Source organism: Cognatundibacterium squillarum (assembly GCF_014652435.1).
In the GTDB taxonomy this organism is placed as follows: Bacteria; Pseudomonadota; Gammaproteobacteria; order Burkholderiales; family Burkholderiaceae_D; genus Undibacterium; species Undibacterium squillarum.
In genome coordinates this window covers 187,557-205,357 of record NZ_BMYU01000002.1, presented here as the reverse complement: position 1 = coordinate 205,357, position 17,801 = coordinate 187,557, and the positions used below count along the sequence as shown (strand labels likewise).

Genomic DNA, 17,801 nt, shown 5'->3' with positions numbered 1-17,801 from the left:
GTGCGTTACTTTTTAACCGAATAAATGCAGTAAAAAACAACGCTTGCGTCTCAGGGGACTACTGAGCGGCGGGTGCGTTTTGCCAGATCATGCATGCCGGACTGCTTAAAAAACGTTTTTCAGCCCTCAATGCGGTGTTCTGCACAGCGGTTTCCTTGTCGTCGGCAAAAAGTCCGGGCTTAGCGAATGAGCTGATGACGGACTCTGCACAATCATGCGACGTTTGAACTGATTCGACTTACCACCAAGCACGCCGGAATAAGCCCAGCTGATTGACTTTAAACAGACGCGCTGGCCGTTGTGCGCCGCCTTTCATCGCATCAGTAGCGATCAGTAACTGTGCATCATCTGCGGCTTCACCCGGCGCGACATCACTGACTTTGATTCCCAGACGGGAACGGAAAGTGCCGCGGCTCAGCGTTTCGCCAAAAATCTGCTCATAAGTGCGCTGCAGCTCGGTCAGGGTAAAGGCTTCCGGTAACAGCCAGCAGGGCAGGGTGGAATAGCTGGATTTATTGCGCACCCGTTGTACTGCGCTCTGAATTTGTGCTGCATGGTCAAATGCGAGCGCCGGTAAAGCATCGACCGCAAAGAAATGAAAGATGCCGTTGCCGGACTGCTCCAGTGCTTCCAGCGGTATCAGCGCGACATAGGAAATGGCTACAGACCAGCCACGCGGATCACGCACCGGTCCGGCGAAACAGCGCAATTGCTCCAGATAGCGGGGTGTGAGGCCGGTTTTTTGTTGTAAGACCCGCTTCGCGGTCGCTTCCAGATCCGTATCTTCCTCGGTATGAATGTAGCCGCCGGGTAAGGCCAGCGCACCGGAAAACGGATCCTGCTGCCGCTGATGCAGGGCGACGTGCAGCGACTGGTTTTTCAGTGTTAGTAATACAATGTCAACGCTGACAGCGGGTGTGGTGTAGTGCGTGCTCATAAGCGGAGATGATCAGACGACAGAAAACGACCGATTGTCGCCTAGTTAGTTGATTTTTTCAATTAACTCGACTAAGCTTCACTTCGTCGAATAATTCAACTAAGAGGTTGCGATGATATCGGTTCAAGGTCACAGCGCACAGGGTTGTCAGGGATTGCCGCTGCAATCTCTGCGTTTTCCGGGTGGTGAATGGCATGTCAGGCTGACCGCGCCGGACAAAGCCGCAGTCTGTACACAGTTTGAGATCAGCGCGCTGATTCAGAACGCGGATCACGTCATGCAGTTACTGATGCTGACAGATGCGTTACGCCGCGTTGCACCGGATGCCAAGCTGCACCTGCATATGCCGTATGTACCCTATGCACGGCAGGACAGGGTAGCGAATCCCGGCGAGGCGCTCAGCATCCGTGTGTTCTGTGATCTGATCAATGCGCAGCATTACGATCGCGTCATCATCCAGGACCCGCACAGCGATGTCACGTCTGCATTACTGAACCGTGTTGTGATTGCATCGCCACTGTCCGCGCTGCAGAAAGTGCTTGCGGAAACAGGGCCGGTAGCCTTGCTGGCGCCGGATGCCGGTGCGCATAAACGGGTGGCAGTACTCGCGAAAGCACTGGGTTGCAGTATGCTGTGCGCGGAAAAAACACGCGATACCATCAGTGGCCAGCTGGCCGCAACGCGTATTCAGGGTGAGTTGCCGGAGTTGCCGCTGCTGGTAGTGGACGATATTTGCGATGGCGGCGGTACTTTTCTTGCGCTGGCAGATGCAGTCCGCGCGGCGCAGCAACATCAGCAAATATCGCAGCCGCTGTATCTGTATGTGACACACGGTATTTTCAGCAAAGGTGCGGATGCCTTACTGCAGCAGTATCAGCGCATTTTTACCCGCCATCGCTGGACAGATGACAGCCGTTGTGAAGTTGTGTAAGTATCCGGCTCAAAGTTTCGCCGGCAAAGACAGTGCAGTACTCAGGAGAAAATCATGCAAAGCAAAGAAAACCACGTTCTGAATGGCTTACAACCGTTTCATCTGGCAGATTTTTATAAAACCGGCCACCCTGCGATGTATCCGCAGCAAACTACGCGCCTCGTTGCGAATTTCACGCCACGCTCCGCGAAACATGCACCGGTACTGCCGCAATTGTTTGATCACAAAGTTGTATGGTTTGGTTTGCAGGGTTTTATACAGGAATTCTTAATTGATTTATTTCAGCGTGAATTCTTTGATTTGCCGGTTGATCAGGCGGTGCGTAAATACCGTCGCCGTATGGATACGGCCTTAGGCGCCGGTGCAGTGCCGGTCCGCCGACTGGAAGCCTTGCATGCACTGGGCTACCTGCCGCTGGAAATCCGCTCGATTCCTGAAGGTGCACGGGTGGATATCAAAGTGCCGCCGGTCATTTTTATGAATACGCATCCGGATTTTCCGTGGATAGCGACATATATCGAAACCCTGTTCAGCTGCGAGATGTGGAAGCCTGCCACCGTTGCGACACTGGCATTTGAATTCAGAAAACTGTTACTGCATTTTGCCGACCGCACCGGTACCGATACCGAATTTGTGAACTGGCAGGGGCATGATTTTTCTATGCGCGGTATGAGCGGAGTGCATTCTGCAATGCGCTGCGGTGCTGCGCACTTATTATCGTTCTGGGGTACAGATACGATTCCGGCGCTGGATTATCTGGAAGATTATTACGGTGGTAATGCGGATACAGAATTGCTCGGCGGTTCGATTCCTGCGTCGGAACACAGCGTGATGGCCTTACGTATTCTGCTGACGCTGCAACAGTTACGCACGCAGCCCGCATATCAGCACGCCGATGAAAATAGCTTACGGCGTGCCGCGGAACTGGAAGTCATACGCAGTTTTGTGACGGAAGATTATCCGTCTGGCATGGTTTCTCTGGTCAGCGATACCTTTGATTTCTGGAATGTGATGACGGTGATTGCACCGGCATTGCGTCAAGATATTATGCAGCGCAAACCGGATGCACTCGGAAATGCAAAAGTGGTGTTCCGTCCGGATTCCGGTGATCCGGTACGGATTCTGACCGGATACGATGCAAGCGAGCTTGAAAGCAGGGGCGGCGTGCCGCAACGCAATGCGGACGGCCTGTACACGCTGAAAACTGGTCAGCAGATTACCGATGCAGAGCGCAAAGGCGCGGTGGAATGTCTGTGGGATACCTTCGGCGGCACAAAAACTGCCAAAGGTTATCGCTTGCTGGACAGCCATGTCGGTCTGATCTACGGCGATTCGATCACGCTGGAACGTGCCCGCGACATTTTGCTGCGTCTGGAAGCCAAAGGCTTTGCATCCGGTAATGTGGTGTTTGGTATCGGCAGCTTTGTCTACGGCATGAACACCCGCGACACCTTCGGCTTCGCCATGAAAGCGATCTACGCTGAAGTCGGTGATACCGCAGTTGAAATTTACAAAGATCCGGCAACCGATGACGGCACCAAAAAATCTGCGCGTGGCTTAATTCGCGTCGACTATGAAGACGGTCATTATGTTTTGCACGAACAACAGAGTGAAGAACAATTTGCAGGCGGCGCGCTGGAACCGGTATTCCGTAACGGAAAATTGCTTAAAACCCAGACGATTGCAGAAATTCGTGAGCGTTTGCATGCGTCGTGGCAAGCGGACAGATGTCTTCTGAAAGACTGGTAATCATGAAAAAAAGCGGAACGTCAAAACGTTCCGCTTTTTTAGTTATCTCACGTCTGTATCTTTGCCGCTTGTTACATTTTACGGGTTCAGATTTTCCTCGAGGAATTTCAGCAAACGCTGATAAAAGTCTTTATTGTTTTTAAAATCATAAAAACCATGTACTTCATCAGCGTGGTAAATCCACTCATGTTTTTTCCCGGCCGCATTCAGCGCTTCGTGAAATGCAATCGCAGGTTTTGGGGGCGTGATATGGTCTGCGCCGCCGTGTGCAATTAACATCGGGATATTAAACTTCGCCACATGGGTTATTGGTGAAGCGTTTTTCAGATCTTCTTTGTCGCTGCCCATTGTGCGACTGAAGTAGCTTGCGCTCTTGGGATTTTCGTTTTCATAAAGTGAAACAAGATCGTATACTCCCGACATGCCTGCCACACATTTCAGCAGACCTGGTTCTTTGACAGCAATCATCATGCTGGCATAAGCGCCATAACTTCCACCGAATGCACAGGTCCGTTTGTTATCAATCCCTTTCAAACTGCCCGCATATTGAATGCCGTCAACCAGATCGTTAATCAGCTTCTTATCCCAGTTTTTATGACCGGATTCAATAAACTTTTCACCGCGCCCACCTGATCCCCGAAAATTGACCTGCAGTACTGCGTAACCGCGGTTGGCAAGTAATTGCGCTTCATAGTCATACGCCCAATTGTCACGGACACCAAATGGTCCGCCATGCGGAAGCACCACCAGCGGGCGGTTTTTGCCGCTCTCGGCAGGATGCGTCGTTAAATATCCCTCAATCTTCACGCCATCCCGGTTTGTGAACTGGATGGGCTGTCTGGCGGCCATTTTAGCCGGATCGAAGTTTTCGTCCGCGTAGAACGATGCACCGGATTTCCCGGTTGTTCTGTCGAATACAAAGTAGAAGCCGGGATCTTTATCGCTATAGACGAAAACCATCCATTTTTGATTATCTTTGCTGGTAGAAACGACCTTAACCATCTGACCGGGGAATTGTTTGATCAGTGCATCATAGGTCGCAGCTTCGTCAACCATAAAATCATTGAAAGTGACTTTTTGTACACCGGTTGAATTGTAATAGGAATAAACTTTACCAGTGACCGGATCAACATTTGCAAATAGGTCAGAGTCTCCTTCGGCGACTGTCGTAAACTCTTTAAAATCCTTTGAAATTTTCACTATTTTATAAGGACCTCCATTTTCAGAAATCCTTGCGAAATAACCGTCACTGGTTTTTGTGATGAAACTGAGATCTGAAATTTTTACCGGCACCTCGTAATTTTGCCATTCGTCTTTTTTATCAAAAGGCATTACGTATAATTTCTGCTTTTTATCATCAAATGTGTAAGCGAATGCCGCTTCACCATCATTATCAAAAAAATAATTTACGTCTGCATTTGTCGTGATATGGTAAGTTTTTCGGCTGGTCGTGTATGTATTGATGCGTGTGAGGGTTTGTTTTTTATTTTCCCAACCGCTGCTTACGACGAAAATATCGCCGTTACTATTGCTGGGAATCCCACTGATATAACCCCATGCTTCATCATTTTCGTGATGATAACCACGAACGGAGGCTTTACGCATTCTGTAACCAAACACATACTCCTGACGTTTTCCATCGATATCGTAGGCATAAATTTCACCGGTTAATTCAGGTGCGACACCACGTCCGCGCTCAGTTGCCTTGCTTACTGCAAGCCTGTCGGCACTGACCCACGCAAGGCGACCCGGGCGTTCAAATTTTGGTAAGCGAACATTAGATATCGTAGTCATATCGCTTAATCTGATCACAGAGATCAGATTTACCGGGTATTCTCCGTCATTAACAGTACGGATGAGTGCGACGTGCTTACCATCGGGAGACAACAAGGGTTTTGAAATCGTATCCGGCTTGATAAAAACATCCAGAGGAATTTGTTCGATTGCCTGTGCTGCGAAAGAGAACTGAGAAAATGCAAATGCTGAAAAGATCTGAACCAGATGGCGCTTATTGATTTTCATTGTTATGGTGATGAGTGAGTCAGTTTAAAGATATGATCAGTTGGATATGACTTGTAACTTATTCAGTAAAATCAATGAATATAAGTTAAATTTTATGTCAATTTAATATTGATTGTCGAATAATAGTTGAAATAAAGTATTTTTGTTTTTTGCACTTTTTAAATTAACTGCCAATTGAATAGCTAACGATATGCTTACTTTCCAGCTTCGCGCCACTCTGTTCACCCAGCTTGCAACCTTATCCGGTGCGGGTATCGCCCCCGCGCAAGCATGGGGAATGTTGCGGATACAGCGTCGGGTGGATCCTTTGCTGGCGCAGGTGAAACGGGCTGTAGCGCGGGGCGAAAGTATTGCGAAGGCGGGGCAGCGGGCTGGGGTGCTGACGCCGCTGGAAGCAGCGCTGATTGCAGCCGGAGAAAACAGCGGTGATCCGACGCCGGTATTTCGTAAGCTCGGCGACTATTACACCCGGCGTGATACGGAATGGCGGCAAATCCGGTCGCGCATGATGTCACCGGCTTTGCTGGCCGTCGCGAGTCTGCTGATCCCGCCTATCCCGCGACTTTTTGCCGGAACGCTGACGGGTGCCGCCTATTTCACCCACATTCTGACCGTTACCGGTGGTGCTGCAGCGCTGATGTTGGGCGGACGCTGGTTGTGGCAGCGCTTCGACCGCAGCAAACCGGCACCCGAACGACTGGTATGGGATCGTCTGATCTTATCTCTACCGGTCATCGGTGGTCTGCACCGCCGGCGCTGCCTCGCGGACTTCTGGTCAGCAATGGCAATGCTGGAAGAGGCGGGAGTGCCTTTGTTTGAAGCATTTCCGATGGCGGTGAATGTGGTGAACAACGGCGTGTTACAGCAGGCGCTGGCACCGGTGTTACGTGCCTTACACGCGGGGCAGACTTTCACCGCCGCGCTCAGAACTTCCTCTCTTTTCAGTGGTGATCATGTGATCCTTGGCATGATTCACTGTGGCGAATCTGCGGGACGTCTGGCAGAGCATTTACAGCGCGTTGCCAGTGCGGAACAGACGGCGCTCAGCGATGCGCAGCGCAGGCTGGCCGACTGGTTGCCGCGCGTCGTTTATGCGCTGGTGGCAGCCTGGGTGTTCTTCCAGCTGACCACTGGCCCGGGCATTCATCAGCGCTTACCGGAAGTCGGGTGAAAACGCAGTAACGGCATCGTGTATTGTGCAGGTATCCGCATCCGTCATTTCCGGAGACCCGGACTTTCTGCCGACGACCGGCGGATCGCTGTGCTGAACACCGCATTTCAGGGCATTTCTGGTCAAAATGACGGTTTGTCAGAACAAATCTGATGTTTTTGTTGCCGGATTTCTGAGAAATATCAGCTTTGCATAGGAAAGCACTGCGTGCTGGCGGGCTTCGGGTTACATTGACAGCCGGTGTTTCAGCTTTCGGGAGCGACAATTGGCGACAGTCTGGGGATATAAGCAAACCCGGCGCGGCAGAGGGTATATTGCGGAATGGTGTCCTGTGTGCAGGGAGATGACTGCGCACAAACTGATCCGTATGGGATCCGCTTTTCATATCAACTATGTCAATTTCACCGATGGCCGCCTGCTCGGCTTTGAACTGCGTTGTGAGCATTGTCAGACGCCTTACTGGCTGGAGGAACACAGCTACCCGCATTTCACCCGTGAGCGATTGCCGCTGGACCAGCTGATCCGCGAAACGCATCCTGACTATCATCAGCGCTTTGCAAACGTACTGGCACTGAGCCGGAAGGCGCGTACTGAACCATCCAGCCTGACCGAAGAAGAACGGCATTTTCTGGTTTCCTCGGCGCTGGTTGCTTTGTCATATAAATGGGAACTTCATCAGAACGGTACCCGTGCGCGGCTGGCGATGTGCTGGCAAGCGAGTGTGGGTCTGCTGTTTGCCGGTGCAGTGTACGCGGTGATTGATGCGAATGCAGAACCACTGACCTGGTGGACAGGCGCAGTGATGGCAGGTTCTGCACTCGCGATGACTACCGGTTTGCGGCGCTGGGCTCGACATCTTTATCTGCGGCGCCATATTTATCCGGCGCTGGCCAGATCATTCGCCACACTGCAATTACCCGTTTCGGTACTGCAACAGGTGTTGCGCGAGCTGCGCGAGGGTGGTTACGATCTGGCGGCGGTTCTTGACGAGACCTTACTGTTGCAAGAGGCAGACCGTTACGCAAAAAGCGCTTTTACTCTCGGAATAAATGGGTAAAGTTGCGGCTGACCGGCAGTTTCTCGCTATGGTCTTTCAGTATCAGCTGCATACGCTCCGCATCCACTCTTTCTGCTGCCGCAATCTGATGCACATTCACCATAAATGAGCGGTGAATCTGCCAGAATTGTTCAGGGTCCAGACTGCTTAGTAGTTCTTTGATCGGTGTCCGGATCAGGGCTTCGCTGTCCGCCAGCACAACGCGGGTGTATTTTGTATCCGATTGAAAGAACAGTACGTCAGCGACGTTGATCAGACGGATTTGTTTGCCGACGGTGGCTTTAATCCATTTCATCGCAGGCGCAGCTGGTGCCGGTGCAGCGGCGCTTTGCAGGCTGCGTAACAGCATCTGGATATCCGGTGGTGCAGAACTGAGTTTATCTTTCAGCCGCTCAACCGCTATGGCAAGGCGCTGTTCTTCCACCGGTTTAAGCAGATAGTCAACGGACCCCGCTTCAAACGCTTCAACGGCGTACTGATCGTAGGCGGTGATAAACACCACGTGCGCCTGACGACCGATTTTACGTGCCAGCTCCAGACCGCTCATGCCCGGCATGCGGATATCGAGAAATACGACGCTGGGTTCATGTTCCAGAAACGCATCCCAGGCATCGGGGCCGTTTTCTGCGATGGCGACGATGGCGGCTTGCGGCCAGACCCGCTGCAGCAATTCTTGCAAGCGTTCGCGCATTAAGGGTTCATCTTCCGCAATCAGGATTTGTGGTTTCATGTTTGTCTCGTGTATTTGTGATGAGTCACGGTGATTGTTCAGGCAGCGGTGTAAGGAATGCAGACACTGGCGCAAACGCCGCCTTCGGCACGTTCATAAATATCCAGTTTCGCGGCATCGCCAAACATTAAGTGCAGACGGTCTCGGGTATTCTGCAATCCGGTACCGCCGCTATCGACATCAGACAGTCCGACACCGTTGTCTTCCGTCATAATCTGAATGGTTTGGCCGGTTTGCCCGATGCGGATACGGATCATTCCGGGGTGAACGGATGGCTCGATGCCGTGTTTAATCGCATTTTCGGTCAGGGTCAGGATCAGCATAGAAGGGATTTTTACCGGTTCCAGTGCGGCGGGAAGATCAATCTCAAATTGCAGCCGGGCTCCCATTCTGACTTGCATCACATGCAGATACGCCCGTATCAGCGCACATTCTTCTTTCAGCGTGACTTGTTCCGAGCGGATTTCGCTGAGGCTGGCACGCAGGAAAGTGATCAGATTCGCGGTCAGTTCAGCGGCGCGGGCACCGTCGTGTAAAGCTAATTGCTGAACTGCACCGAGGGTATTGAACAGAAAATGCGGTTCTATCTGCGCGCGTAACAGGCGCAGTTCGGTTTCAGTTTGCTGACGTGCATGGCGTTCACGTTCCGCGTCGAAACTCAGTTGAGCATTCAGCAATTCATAGCTCTGATTCCTGACCACAGCGATACCACCGAGCAGGAGCGCATAGATGCCGCCGACAATCAGGCTGAGTTGTGCGAGTTCAGCCCAGTTTTCAGTCAGTGCCTGTGTTACAGGCTGGCCTTTGGCCAGTGCAAAGCCGGCCTTGGCGAACAAAATACCGAGCGTCATGCCGCCGACACCCATCGCAACCACTTTCAGCGGACGGGTAACCAGTTGCCGGTAATTAAACCAAATACTGAAAGCCGCAAACGAGACTGACCAGCCAAGCAACTGACCAATTGCCAGCGCCCCCAACACGCTGCCTTTTTGCTTGTACATATATAAGCCCACACCCAGCAGCACAAAGAGCAAGCTCATTTGCACGAGCCGCTTCCACAACAATGGTCCGCGCCATTTCTGACAAAAGTGGTAAAGCTGCAGCACCTCAATCCGGCTCAGTTTACTCAGACTGCGCGCCAGAAATGCCGATGAATCCGGTACAGATTTACCCTCGCTGAGCGCGGACAGGGTTGCCATTGTTTGAGCGTCCCATGCCTGATAGCGCTGAATGATTTGTGCGAACATCATTGGTCTCCTTAAAGTTTGATCGGTGAACGCAGTCTGACGTTTTGAAACGCAGAATTCATGCGAAACCAGACCAGTGACGAATTGGCGGGTATCAGAGACGAAAAAAGCGGACGTCCGTCAGGAGGTCCGCGTTTCGGAGTCAGCTTTGTTAATACGTCATACAGGCAGCATTGATCAGACCCATTGCCAGACTGAGTGCGGCGAGGAAAATACCGCTGGCGGTGCGGTTTTGCGGAATATCGCGGACCAGTTCCGGTAACAACAGGCGAGTAATCAGGTAGGCAAGCAACTGAACCGCCAGCGCAATGCCGCCCCACAGCAACATGTCGGCAAATGCAACGCTGTTGGCGATCGCGGATGCCAGTGCAATGCTGTATCCGAGCAGCGCCCCCGACAAACTGATCGCAGCAGCGCTGTTACCGTCGCGTATCAGTGCAATTTCGCGGTAAGGTGTGATGCGCACGTAGATCACAATAAATAAAAATATCAGCACCACGGCGGCGGCAAAGTGCGTCAGGAAGGGCGGAAAACCGTGGATAAACGAAGAGGCGATCATAGCTTCAGTCTCATTCAGTAAAAAAGTGAGGAATAAACCGGCTGGTGTCTTTGGTAATCAGGGTTGCGTCTTCACGTATGCCGATACCGGCGGCCTGATCACCGACAATCCACGAACCGATACAGGCAAAGGCCGGTGTAATGCCGTCATCATAAAACGGTAAAGGGGCAAGCTGCTGATATACATAGCCTTCCGCGCCGTACTGACCTTCCGTACGCAGGATCTGGCTGCCCTGATACAGGCTGATGTTGTCGCCTTCGCGTGAATACAGCGGTTTCTTCACATAATCGCCACTGATGCGCCACTGATCAAAACTTGCGGCGAGAAGATTAGGATGATTCGGGAACATCTCCCACAGCAGCGGCAGTATCGCTTTATTCGATAACAGCATTTTCCAGGCGGGTTCGATACACTGCATTTTGGTCTGCAACAGGGCAGGGCCGAAACCTTCGCGGCACATCCATTCCCACGGATACAATTTAAATAAACGCTGAATGGGCTGATTGTCCTGATCAACGAATGTCGCTGTATCAGCATTCAGTCCGATATCCGCCATATCCAGCTGCACGGTACGCAAACCGGCCTGCATCGCGGTATCGCGCAGATAGCTCAGATTTCCCCAGTCTTCTTCGCTGGCGCTGATTCCGGCAAAATGCACCGGTTTTCCGGCCGATATTTTCTGCCACTGCGCGATCAGTTTTTCATGCAGCGAGTTGAACTGATCGTGCTGGGGAAACACATCCTGCAGCCAGTACCATTGCGCCACGCTGGATTCCACCAGACCGGTTGGTGTGTCAGCGTTATATTCGAGTAACTTCGGTTCGCCGCTGCCGTTCCAGCTCAGATCAAAGCGGCCATACAGTGAAAATTCACCGGCCAGCCAGCTGTCTTCAATCTTTTTCCAGAATGGTTCCGGAATCGCGAATTTTTCATAACTGCCTTCACGCACAACCTGCCCGACCGCCTGCAACGCCATCTGATGCAATTCTTCTGTCACGCTTTCAAGATGATCGATCTGGTCCGATGTAAAACGATAGGCGTAGCGTTCGTCCCAGTAAAGATCATCAATGGAGTGATAGGTGAAGCCCAGTTGCTCGAACTGCTGCTGCCAGCCCTGGCGCGGTTTCAGTTGTATGCGTTCCATTAACCACCTCCTGAACCGTGTGCAGATCCGCCGAAACCGCCACGGCTGACACCGGAGACCGAGCCGGAGCGTACGACGCCGCTGCGCTGTGCCACTGCGCGGCTTGGCTCCGCATGACGGACACCGAAATCAGCCTGCGCTCGCTCACGCCCACCGGCAACGTAGTAAGGACCCCAGTAACCGCCGTGACCCACATAGGTGGAATGACCGGAATTCAGCGACTGCGCAGTTGTGCTGGCACTCTGATCCAGACTGCCGGTGATCTGGCTGCTGACCGGTGTTTCGCAGGCTTTGTCGCCCCAGTCTTTCTGGCAGTCTTCTAAGGAAGTGTATTCGTCACGAATGGCGTGCAGCGTTTCCGGAAGGCGCTCAGTTTGCGAATCCGGCGACGTATCGGAACTGCAGGCAACCAGCAATGTGCTGCCCGCCAGCATTAAAGGTAACGCCGCACTGACTCTACGACGGCGCTGATGAGATTGAGACACGTGAGTTCTCCGTTGAATGAATAGGCGGATTGTAGGCTGACGTTGTGAAGATGACTACGTTGGAAGGATGAGAGAATTACCGTTGTGTGCAAAAAAAAACACATTTCGGTTTGTCTGTAGCACAGCGGTCGTGCGCCAGTTTAAACGCAGATCAATGTGTGCAAAAGCAACCAGACAACGGCGGGACTGAGTAATTGTGAGCCCGTCCCGCCGGGTGATGTAAGAAAAGTGGAGAAGGGCGTCGTTTGTCAGTTTATGCGCTGATTCGACGCATTATTCATAAATACCGCCACAGACAATCGTATCCTCCAAACGCTCGCAATACATTTGTTTAGGTTCGATCTTTTTAGACTCGGGATTCACGAATTTATACTTCTGCCAGAAACTCGCATTTTTTGCCGCCAGATCGACGCGCTCTTTGACGAAGGCTTTGCCGTCGATATCTTTCAGATCAATCAGATTCTTGCCGATCATTTTTGTGTTTGCGCCATGCGCAAGTACGGTGCCATCCATACGATAGACAACGAGATACAGATCCCGTACGGTAAAAGGGCCGTTCTTGGCAGAGATATCCGAATAAACCTTTTCTTTATCTGAAGATTTTAAAGTCGCGACGCCTTTCTTCACCATCGCCTCAGCTTCCGCCTTCGTGGCGCGCGGCTCATCTGCGAAGCATACCTGTACCAATCCGGCAGCAGTAAGTACGAGCATCAGTTTCTTCATTGAGTTCTCCTTGTCGTTATTGAATTTCTGTCATGCCAGATTTGAGTATAGGTAACAAATCAAAAACTAAAAGGGGAACAGCAAACAATCACAAAACATAAATACAATTAACGGACTTATATGAAACAATTAACCAGGAAATTACAAACGGCAACCATACTCGATCACTGCAGCAAAAAGTCTCTAGAAAAGACAGGCTGATTGCTACTGACGGGTTGGTCAGAAAATATCCCGTTTTTCTGAATGTACTCGAACGGATAAACGGATTTGAACGAATACAGCCAGCCCGCCAGCAGGTAAAATCCTGTCTTTATATCCTTCGCGATTGCTCATTCTGCTTCATGCGTCTCTTACACACTTCCGACTGGCATCTGGGCCAGCACTTTATGGGGAAAACCCGTCAGGCTGAACATGAGGCGCTGATACAGTGGTTGCTGCAGCAAGTGCAGCAACATGCGGTGGATGTGGTGCTGATTGCCGGTGATGTGTTTGATACGGGTGCGCCGCCCAGTTATGCGCGTGAACTGTATAACCAGCTGATCCTGCAATTACACGATGCAGGTACCCGCTTGATTGTACTGGCTGGTAACCATGATTCTGTGGCCACGCTGGAAGAAAGCCGCCAGCTCGCTGGCCGTCTCGGCGCGACCGTGATTCCGGCACTGAGTACACAGCCCGCCGAGCAAGTCATCACACTGCATGATCGTCAGGGCAAACCAGCAGCCGTGTTATGTGCCGTGCCGTTTATACGTCCGCGCGATGTGTTGCAAAGTCAGGCCGGACAAAGTGCGGAAGAGAAGCAACTCAGTCTGCAGGAAGCGATCTTTTCTCATTATCAGCAACTGTATGCGCTGGCAGAGGATCAGCGTCATCAGCACGGCCAACTGCTGCCAGTGATTGCAACCGGACATTTAACAACGGTGGGGGCCAGTGCCAGCGAATCGGTACGCGAAATTTATGTCGGCGCTTTACAGGCTTTTCCGACCACGGCATTTCCGCCTACTGATTACATCGCGCTTGGCCACATTCACCGGCCGCAACTGGTTGGCGGGCTGAACCATATCCGTTACAGCGGATCGCCGCTGACACTGAGCTTCGATGAACTCGGGCAGAAAAAACAGATGCTGCTGGTCGATCTGAACGAAGATGGCTTACAACAGGTAACACCGCTGGAAGTGCCGGTATTTCAGGCAATGGCGACGGTGCGCGGCAGTCTGGCAGAACTGGAAAATGCGATTGCGCAGGCAGCACAGGCTGGCAGCGCTGAACGCCCGGTCTGGCTGGAGGTGACAGTCTGCGAAGATGATTATCTGAGTGACCTGCAAACGCGGGTACAAAGCATCAGTGAAGGACATGCTGTAGAAGTGCTGCGCATACGCCGTGACCGCAGCGAAGCAATCGCCCGTTTGCAGGCGGAAAGCCGTGTCACACTGGAAGAATTGCAGCCACAGGATGTTTTCAGCCAGCGTCTGGCGCCGCTGAATCTGCAGCCGGATGTACAAACCGAATTGCAAAGCCGTTTTGAGACTGTAATGCAGGCATTGCAGGGAGCGGCTGAATGAAAATCCTGACCCTGCGTTTAAAAAATCTGAATTCCCTGAAAGGCGAATGGCGTGTCGACTTTACCCAGACACCGTTTAAAGATCAGGGTTTATTTGCGATTACCGGGCCGACCGGTGCCGGTAAATCGACATTGCTCGATGCAATCTGTCTGGCGCTGTATCACGAAACACCACGCCTGAAGACCTTATCCGCCAGCAGCAATGACATCATGACGCGGCATACCGCAGATTGTCTGGCGGAAGTGGAGTTCGAAGTCAAAGGTCAGACCTACCGCGCCTTCTGGAGTCAGCGTCGCGCACGCAATAAAGCGAATGGTGCATTACAGGCGCCGGAAGTTGAACTGGCAGACGGGCAGGGCACAATCCTGACCAGTAAAATTGCAGAAAAGCTGCGCCGCACCGAAGCCATTACCGGCCTCGATTTCGGGCGATTCACCAAATCCATGCTGCTGGCACAGGGTGGATTTGCCGCATTTCTGAACGCGAGCGCGAACGAGCGCGCAGGCTTGCTGGAAGAACTAACCGGCACCGACATCTACGGTCAGATTTCTCAGCGCACCTACGAATTGACAAGGGAAGCGCAGCAGGAACTGAAGCAATTACAGGCCAGAGCCGATGGCATGGAGTTGCTGGATGATGAAAAGCGCAGCCAGATGCAACAGCAATTGCAAACGCTGGCGGCACAGCAAACGACTGTGAACGAAAGCACAGAACAATTTCGTCAATGGCAGCAATGGCGGCAACAACAGGCACAGGCGGCGCTGGCCTGGCAGCAGGCGCAGCAGGCTGAACAGCAGGCGCATGCCAGCTGGGAGGCAGCACAGGGCTTGCGCGATCAGCTGGCCCGCAGCGAACCGGCAGAACAATTGCGCCCGTTGTATCTGCGCTGGCAGGAAAGCCAGCAGCGTACCCAGGCCACGCAGCAACATCTGCAGCAACTGCAACAGCAAAAACACACCATGCTGCAACAGGCACAGCGCCAATTGCTGCAGGCGAATGCGCTTGCAGCGGATGCCGCTGCTCAGCACAGCAAGGCACTGGAACGCACCCGGCAACAACATCAGGCGCTTTCCATCTGGCGCGATCAGCATCAGGATGATGCTGCGCTGGGCGAACAATTGTCCGGCTGGGAAGCCACGCTGACGCAATGGGTGCAAACCACGCGGGAACAGCAAGCCGTGCAAAGCCAGTTGCAGCTGCAACAGCAGCAATGGCAGACACAGCAGCAAGCAATCACTGAACAGACGCAGGCGCTGCAACAGGCACAGGATGCGGAAACCCGGTGCAGTCTGCAGACGGAACAAGCGCAGCAACACCTGCAGCAATTGCAGAACAGCCACACGCCGCCGCACAACGCCGCCAGCCTGCGCGGCATCTGGCAGCAAAGTCAGCAGGATTTACAACACTGGCAGCAAAGCGCGCTGATCGCGGAACAATTACGCCAGTGCAGCGCAGATCACAGCAAACTGCAGCAGGAATTGCAGCAAACCCGTCAGCAACTGGCGCAGTTGCAACCGCAACTGACCGAAAAACGTCAGCAATTCAAACTGCTGAAAGAGCAGGTCGAAGACAAGCGCCGCTTACTCGAACAGGAAAAAATCATCCGCAGTCTGGATGCACACCGCGCTGCCTTGCAGCCGGGCGAAGCCTGTCCTTTATGCGGTGCGGAAGAACATCCGGGCATTGCGCATTATCAGGCGCTGGACAGCAGTGCGACGGAACGCGCTTTGCAGGAAAAATCCGCGGAGTTAAAAGAGAGTGAAGAGCAGGGCAGGTTACTGCGTTCACGCGCCGATAAGCTGGAACAAAAGGAAAATTCGCAAACGGAAGCACTGCATAAAAGTGCTCAACAGCTACAAAGCCTGCAACAGCGCTGGTCTGCGCTGGCACCCGTGCTGCAACTGAATGAAGACGGCTGGCGGGATGAAACTGGTTTGCAGCAACGCTGGCAGCAGGCACAGCAACAGGAAAGCCATCTGCGCCTGCATTTGCAGCAACTTGAGCAGGCAGAAAAGCAGGTGCAACACCTGCAACAGACACTGGCAAGCCTGCAGCAACAGCGACTGAGCGCACACAATCAGCTGGCACTGGCGCAACAGGCAGCAACTGCCGCGCAGGAACAAATTCAGGCGCTGCAGATACGCTGTCAGGCGCTGGAACAGCAATGCGCGCAACTGAAGCGGCCATTACACGCAGCAATGGGCGATGCAGCCGACAGCGGCATCAGCGCGCAGACATGGCTGGCGCAACGCAAAACCGCGTGGCAGCAATGGCAGCAGGAAAATCAGCGCTGGCAACAACTGCTGCTGCAACTGCAGCAGCACATTAGCACTGCTGAGCAATCTCAAAGCCTTGCCGCACAATGGCTGGCACGTTGTGAGCGCGAAGGGCTGACAGCGCTGGAACATGCTGGCGGACAGATCTCCGAACAAACGAACGATCCCGCAGGCGAACTGGCGACGCTGGCAACAGCGTATGAAACCAGTCAGGCAGCACTGGCCGGATTGCAGGGGCAAGTTTTGCAACTGGAGCAGGAATACCGGCAGCAGCAACAGCAACTGGCGTCACTGCAAACCGAATGGCAAAGCGCACTGGCTGCCAGCCCGTTCAGCGATGACCATGCATTTCTGGCCGCCTTGCTGCCTGTGGATCAGCGGGCAGCGCTGGAACAGCAACGGCAGGATTTGCTGCAGGCGCTGAAAGACAGTCAGGCGATCGGGCACAGTAAATACAGTGAATTTCAGGCGCTCAGCGCACAGGCTTTGTGTACGCAGACGCTGGAAGAACTGCAAACCGCACTCAGCGCACTGGAACAACAACGCGAACAATGCAGCCGCGAAGCCGGTGCAATTCAGGCTTTGCTGCAGGATGATGACGCCCGCCGCAGCCAGCAATCCGGCTTGCTGGCCCAGATTCAGGCACAGACTGCGAATGCTGACTGGTGGCAGCGTCTGAACGATCTGATCGGTTCTGCCGACGGCAATAAATTCCGCCGTTTCGCGCAGGGTCTGACGCTGGATCATCTGATGCATCTGGCCAACCGGCATCTGGCGAAATTGCATGGCCGCTACCTGCTGCAGCGCAAATCCAGCGGCGAACTGGAGTTGGAAATCGTCGATACCTGGCAAGCCGATGTCACGCGCGATACCCGCACTTTATCCGGTGGTGAAAGTTTTCTGGTCAGTCTGGCACTGGCGCTTGGTTTATCAGATCTGGTCAGCCATCAGACCTCGATTGACTCTTTATTTCTGGATGAAGGTTTCGGCACACTGGACCCGGACACGCTGGATATTGCACTTGATGCGCTGGACAGTCTGAACGCCAGCGGCAAATGCATCGGTGTGATCAGCCATATCGAAGGCCTGAAAGAGCGGATTCCGGTGCAAATCATCGTCAGTAAAGGACACGGGCTGGGTACGTCCACGCTGAAAGTCAGCGGCTGAAGCAGAGCAAATTGTGCCGGACTCCGCATCCGGCCATTTTT

14 protein-coding genes are annotated in these 17,801 nt (G+C 52.9%); 6 read left to right on the top strand and 8 right to left on the bottom strand.

Annotated elements, in window-relative coordinates:
- Positions 1-238: 238 nt before the first annotated feature.
- Positions 239-937: an NUDIX hydrolase gene (locus IE092_RS05180; RefSeq protein ID WP_189355969.1), complete on the bottom strand. Its 699-nt coding sequence runs from the start codon at positions 935-937 to the stop codon at positions 239-241.
- Positions 938-1,049: 112 nt separating this feature from the next.
- Here IE092_RS05180 and prs point away from each other — a divergent pair, with 112 nt between their 5' ends.
- The gene (gene prs / locus IE092_RS05175) at positions 1,050-1,868 is read left to right on the top strand and encodes a ribose-phosphate diphosphokinase (RefSeq protein WP_189355968.1); all 819 of its coding nucleotides are present in this window, start codon (positions 1,050-1,052) and stop codon (positions 1,866-1,868) included.
- Positions 1,869-1,922: 54 nt separating this feature from the next.
- Positions 1,923-3,617, top strand: a complete 1,695-nt coding sequence (locus IE092_RS05170; RefSeq protein WP_189355967.1) for a nicotinate phosphoribosyltransferase — start codon at positions 1,923-1,925, stop codon at positions 3,615-3,617.
- Between the two features lie 78 nt (positions 3,618-3,695).
- Here the strand turns inward: IE092_RS05170 and IE092_RS05165 are convergent, their stop codons facing one another.
- A complete protein-coding gene (locus tag IE092_RS05165; RefSeq protein WP_189355966.1) occupies positions 3,696-5,639 on the bottom strand; it encodes an alpha/beta hydrolase family protein in 1,944 nt (647 codons plus the stop codon).
- A 190-nt stretch (positions 5,640-5,829) separates the two neighbouring features.
- Between IE092_RS05165 and IE092_RS05160 the strand changes: the two genes are divergently transcribed.
- Both IE092_RS05160 and IE092_RS05155 read left to right on the top strand, forming a co-directional pair.
- Positions 5,830-6,810, top strand: a complete 981-nt coding sequence (locus IE092_RS05160; RefSeq protein WP_189355965.1) for a type II secretion system F family protein — start codon at positions 5,830-5,832, stop codon at positions 6,808-6,810.
- Positions 6,811-7,153: 343 nt separating this feature from the next.
- A complete protein-coding gene (locus IE092_RS05155) occupies positions 7,154-7,867 on the top strand; it encodes a hypothetical protein (RefSeq protein ID WP_229793048.1) in 714 nt (237 codons plus the stop codon).
- On the opposite strand, the gene IE092_RS05150 is transcribed toward IE092_RS05155, so the two are convergent.
- The 6 genes from IE092_RS05150 to IE092_RS05125 form a co-directional block, all read right to left on the bottom strand.
- A complete protein-coding gene (locus IE092_RS05150; RefSeq protein ID WP_189355963.1) occupies positions 7,845-8,597 on the bottom strand; it encodes a LytR/AlgR family response regulator transcription factor in 753 nt (250 codons plus the stop codon). The two genes, IE092_RS05155 and IE092_RS05150, sit on opposite strands and share 23 nt — an antisense overlap.
- A gap of 38 nt (positions 8,598-8,635) precedes the next feature.
- The gene (locus tag IE092_RS05145; RefSeq protein WP_189355962.1) at positions 8,636-9,847 is read right to left on the bottom strand and encodes a sensor histidine kinase; all 1,212 of its coding nucleotides are present in this window, start codon (positions 9,845-9,847) and stop codon (positions 8,636-8,638) included.
- A 148-nt stretch (positions 9,848-9,995) separates the two neighbouring features.
- Complete coding sequence (locus IE092_RS05140) at positions 9,996-10,403, bottom strand: DUF350 domain-containing protein (protein ID WP_189355961.1); 408 nt, start codon at positions 10,401-10,403, stop codon at positions 9,996-9,998.
- 10 nt (positions 10,404-10,413) lie between these two features.
- Positions 10,414-11,547, bottom strand: a complete 1,134-nt coding sequence (locus IE092_RS05135; RefSeq protein ID WP_189355960.1) for a glutathionylspermidine synthase family protein — start codon at positions 11,545-11,547, stop codon at positions 10,414-10,416.
- Positions 11,547-12,032 (bottom strand): hypothetical protein, encoded by a 486-nt coding sequence (locus IE092_RS05130; protein ID WP_189355959.1) that lies wholly within the window; start codon positions 12,030-12,032, stop codon positions 11,547-11,549. The genes IE092_RS05135 and IE092_RS05130 overlap by 1 nt, the downstream gene beginning before the upstream one ends.
- Before the next feature lie 273 nt (positions 12,033-12,305).
- A complete protein-coding gene (locus IE092_RS05125) occupies positions 12,306-12,755 on the bottom strand; it encodes a cache domain-containing protein (protein ID WP_189355958.1) in 450 nt (149 codons plus the stop codon).
- Between the two features lie 341 nt (positions 12,756-13,096).
- On the opposite strand from IE092_RS05125, the gene sbcD reads away from it, so the two are divergent.
- Together sbcD and IE092_RS05115 are read left to right on the top strand one after the other, a co-directional pair.
- The gene (gene sbcD / locus IE092_RS05120) at positions 13,097-14,317 is read left to right on the top strand and encodes an exonuclease subunit SbcD (RefSeq protein ID WP_189355957.1); all 1,221 of its coding nucleotides are present in this window, start codon (positions 13,097-13,099) and stop codon (positions 14,315-14,317) included.
- Entirely contained in the window at positions 14,314-17,760 is a 3,447-nt protein-coding gene (locus IE092_RS05115) for an AAA family ATPase (protein ID WP_189355956.1), read from the top strand. Before sbcD ends, IE092_RS05115 begins: the two co-directional genes overlap by 4 nt.
- Positions 17,761-17,801 lie beyond the last annotated feature (41 nt).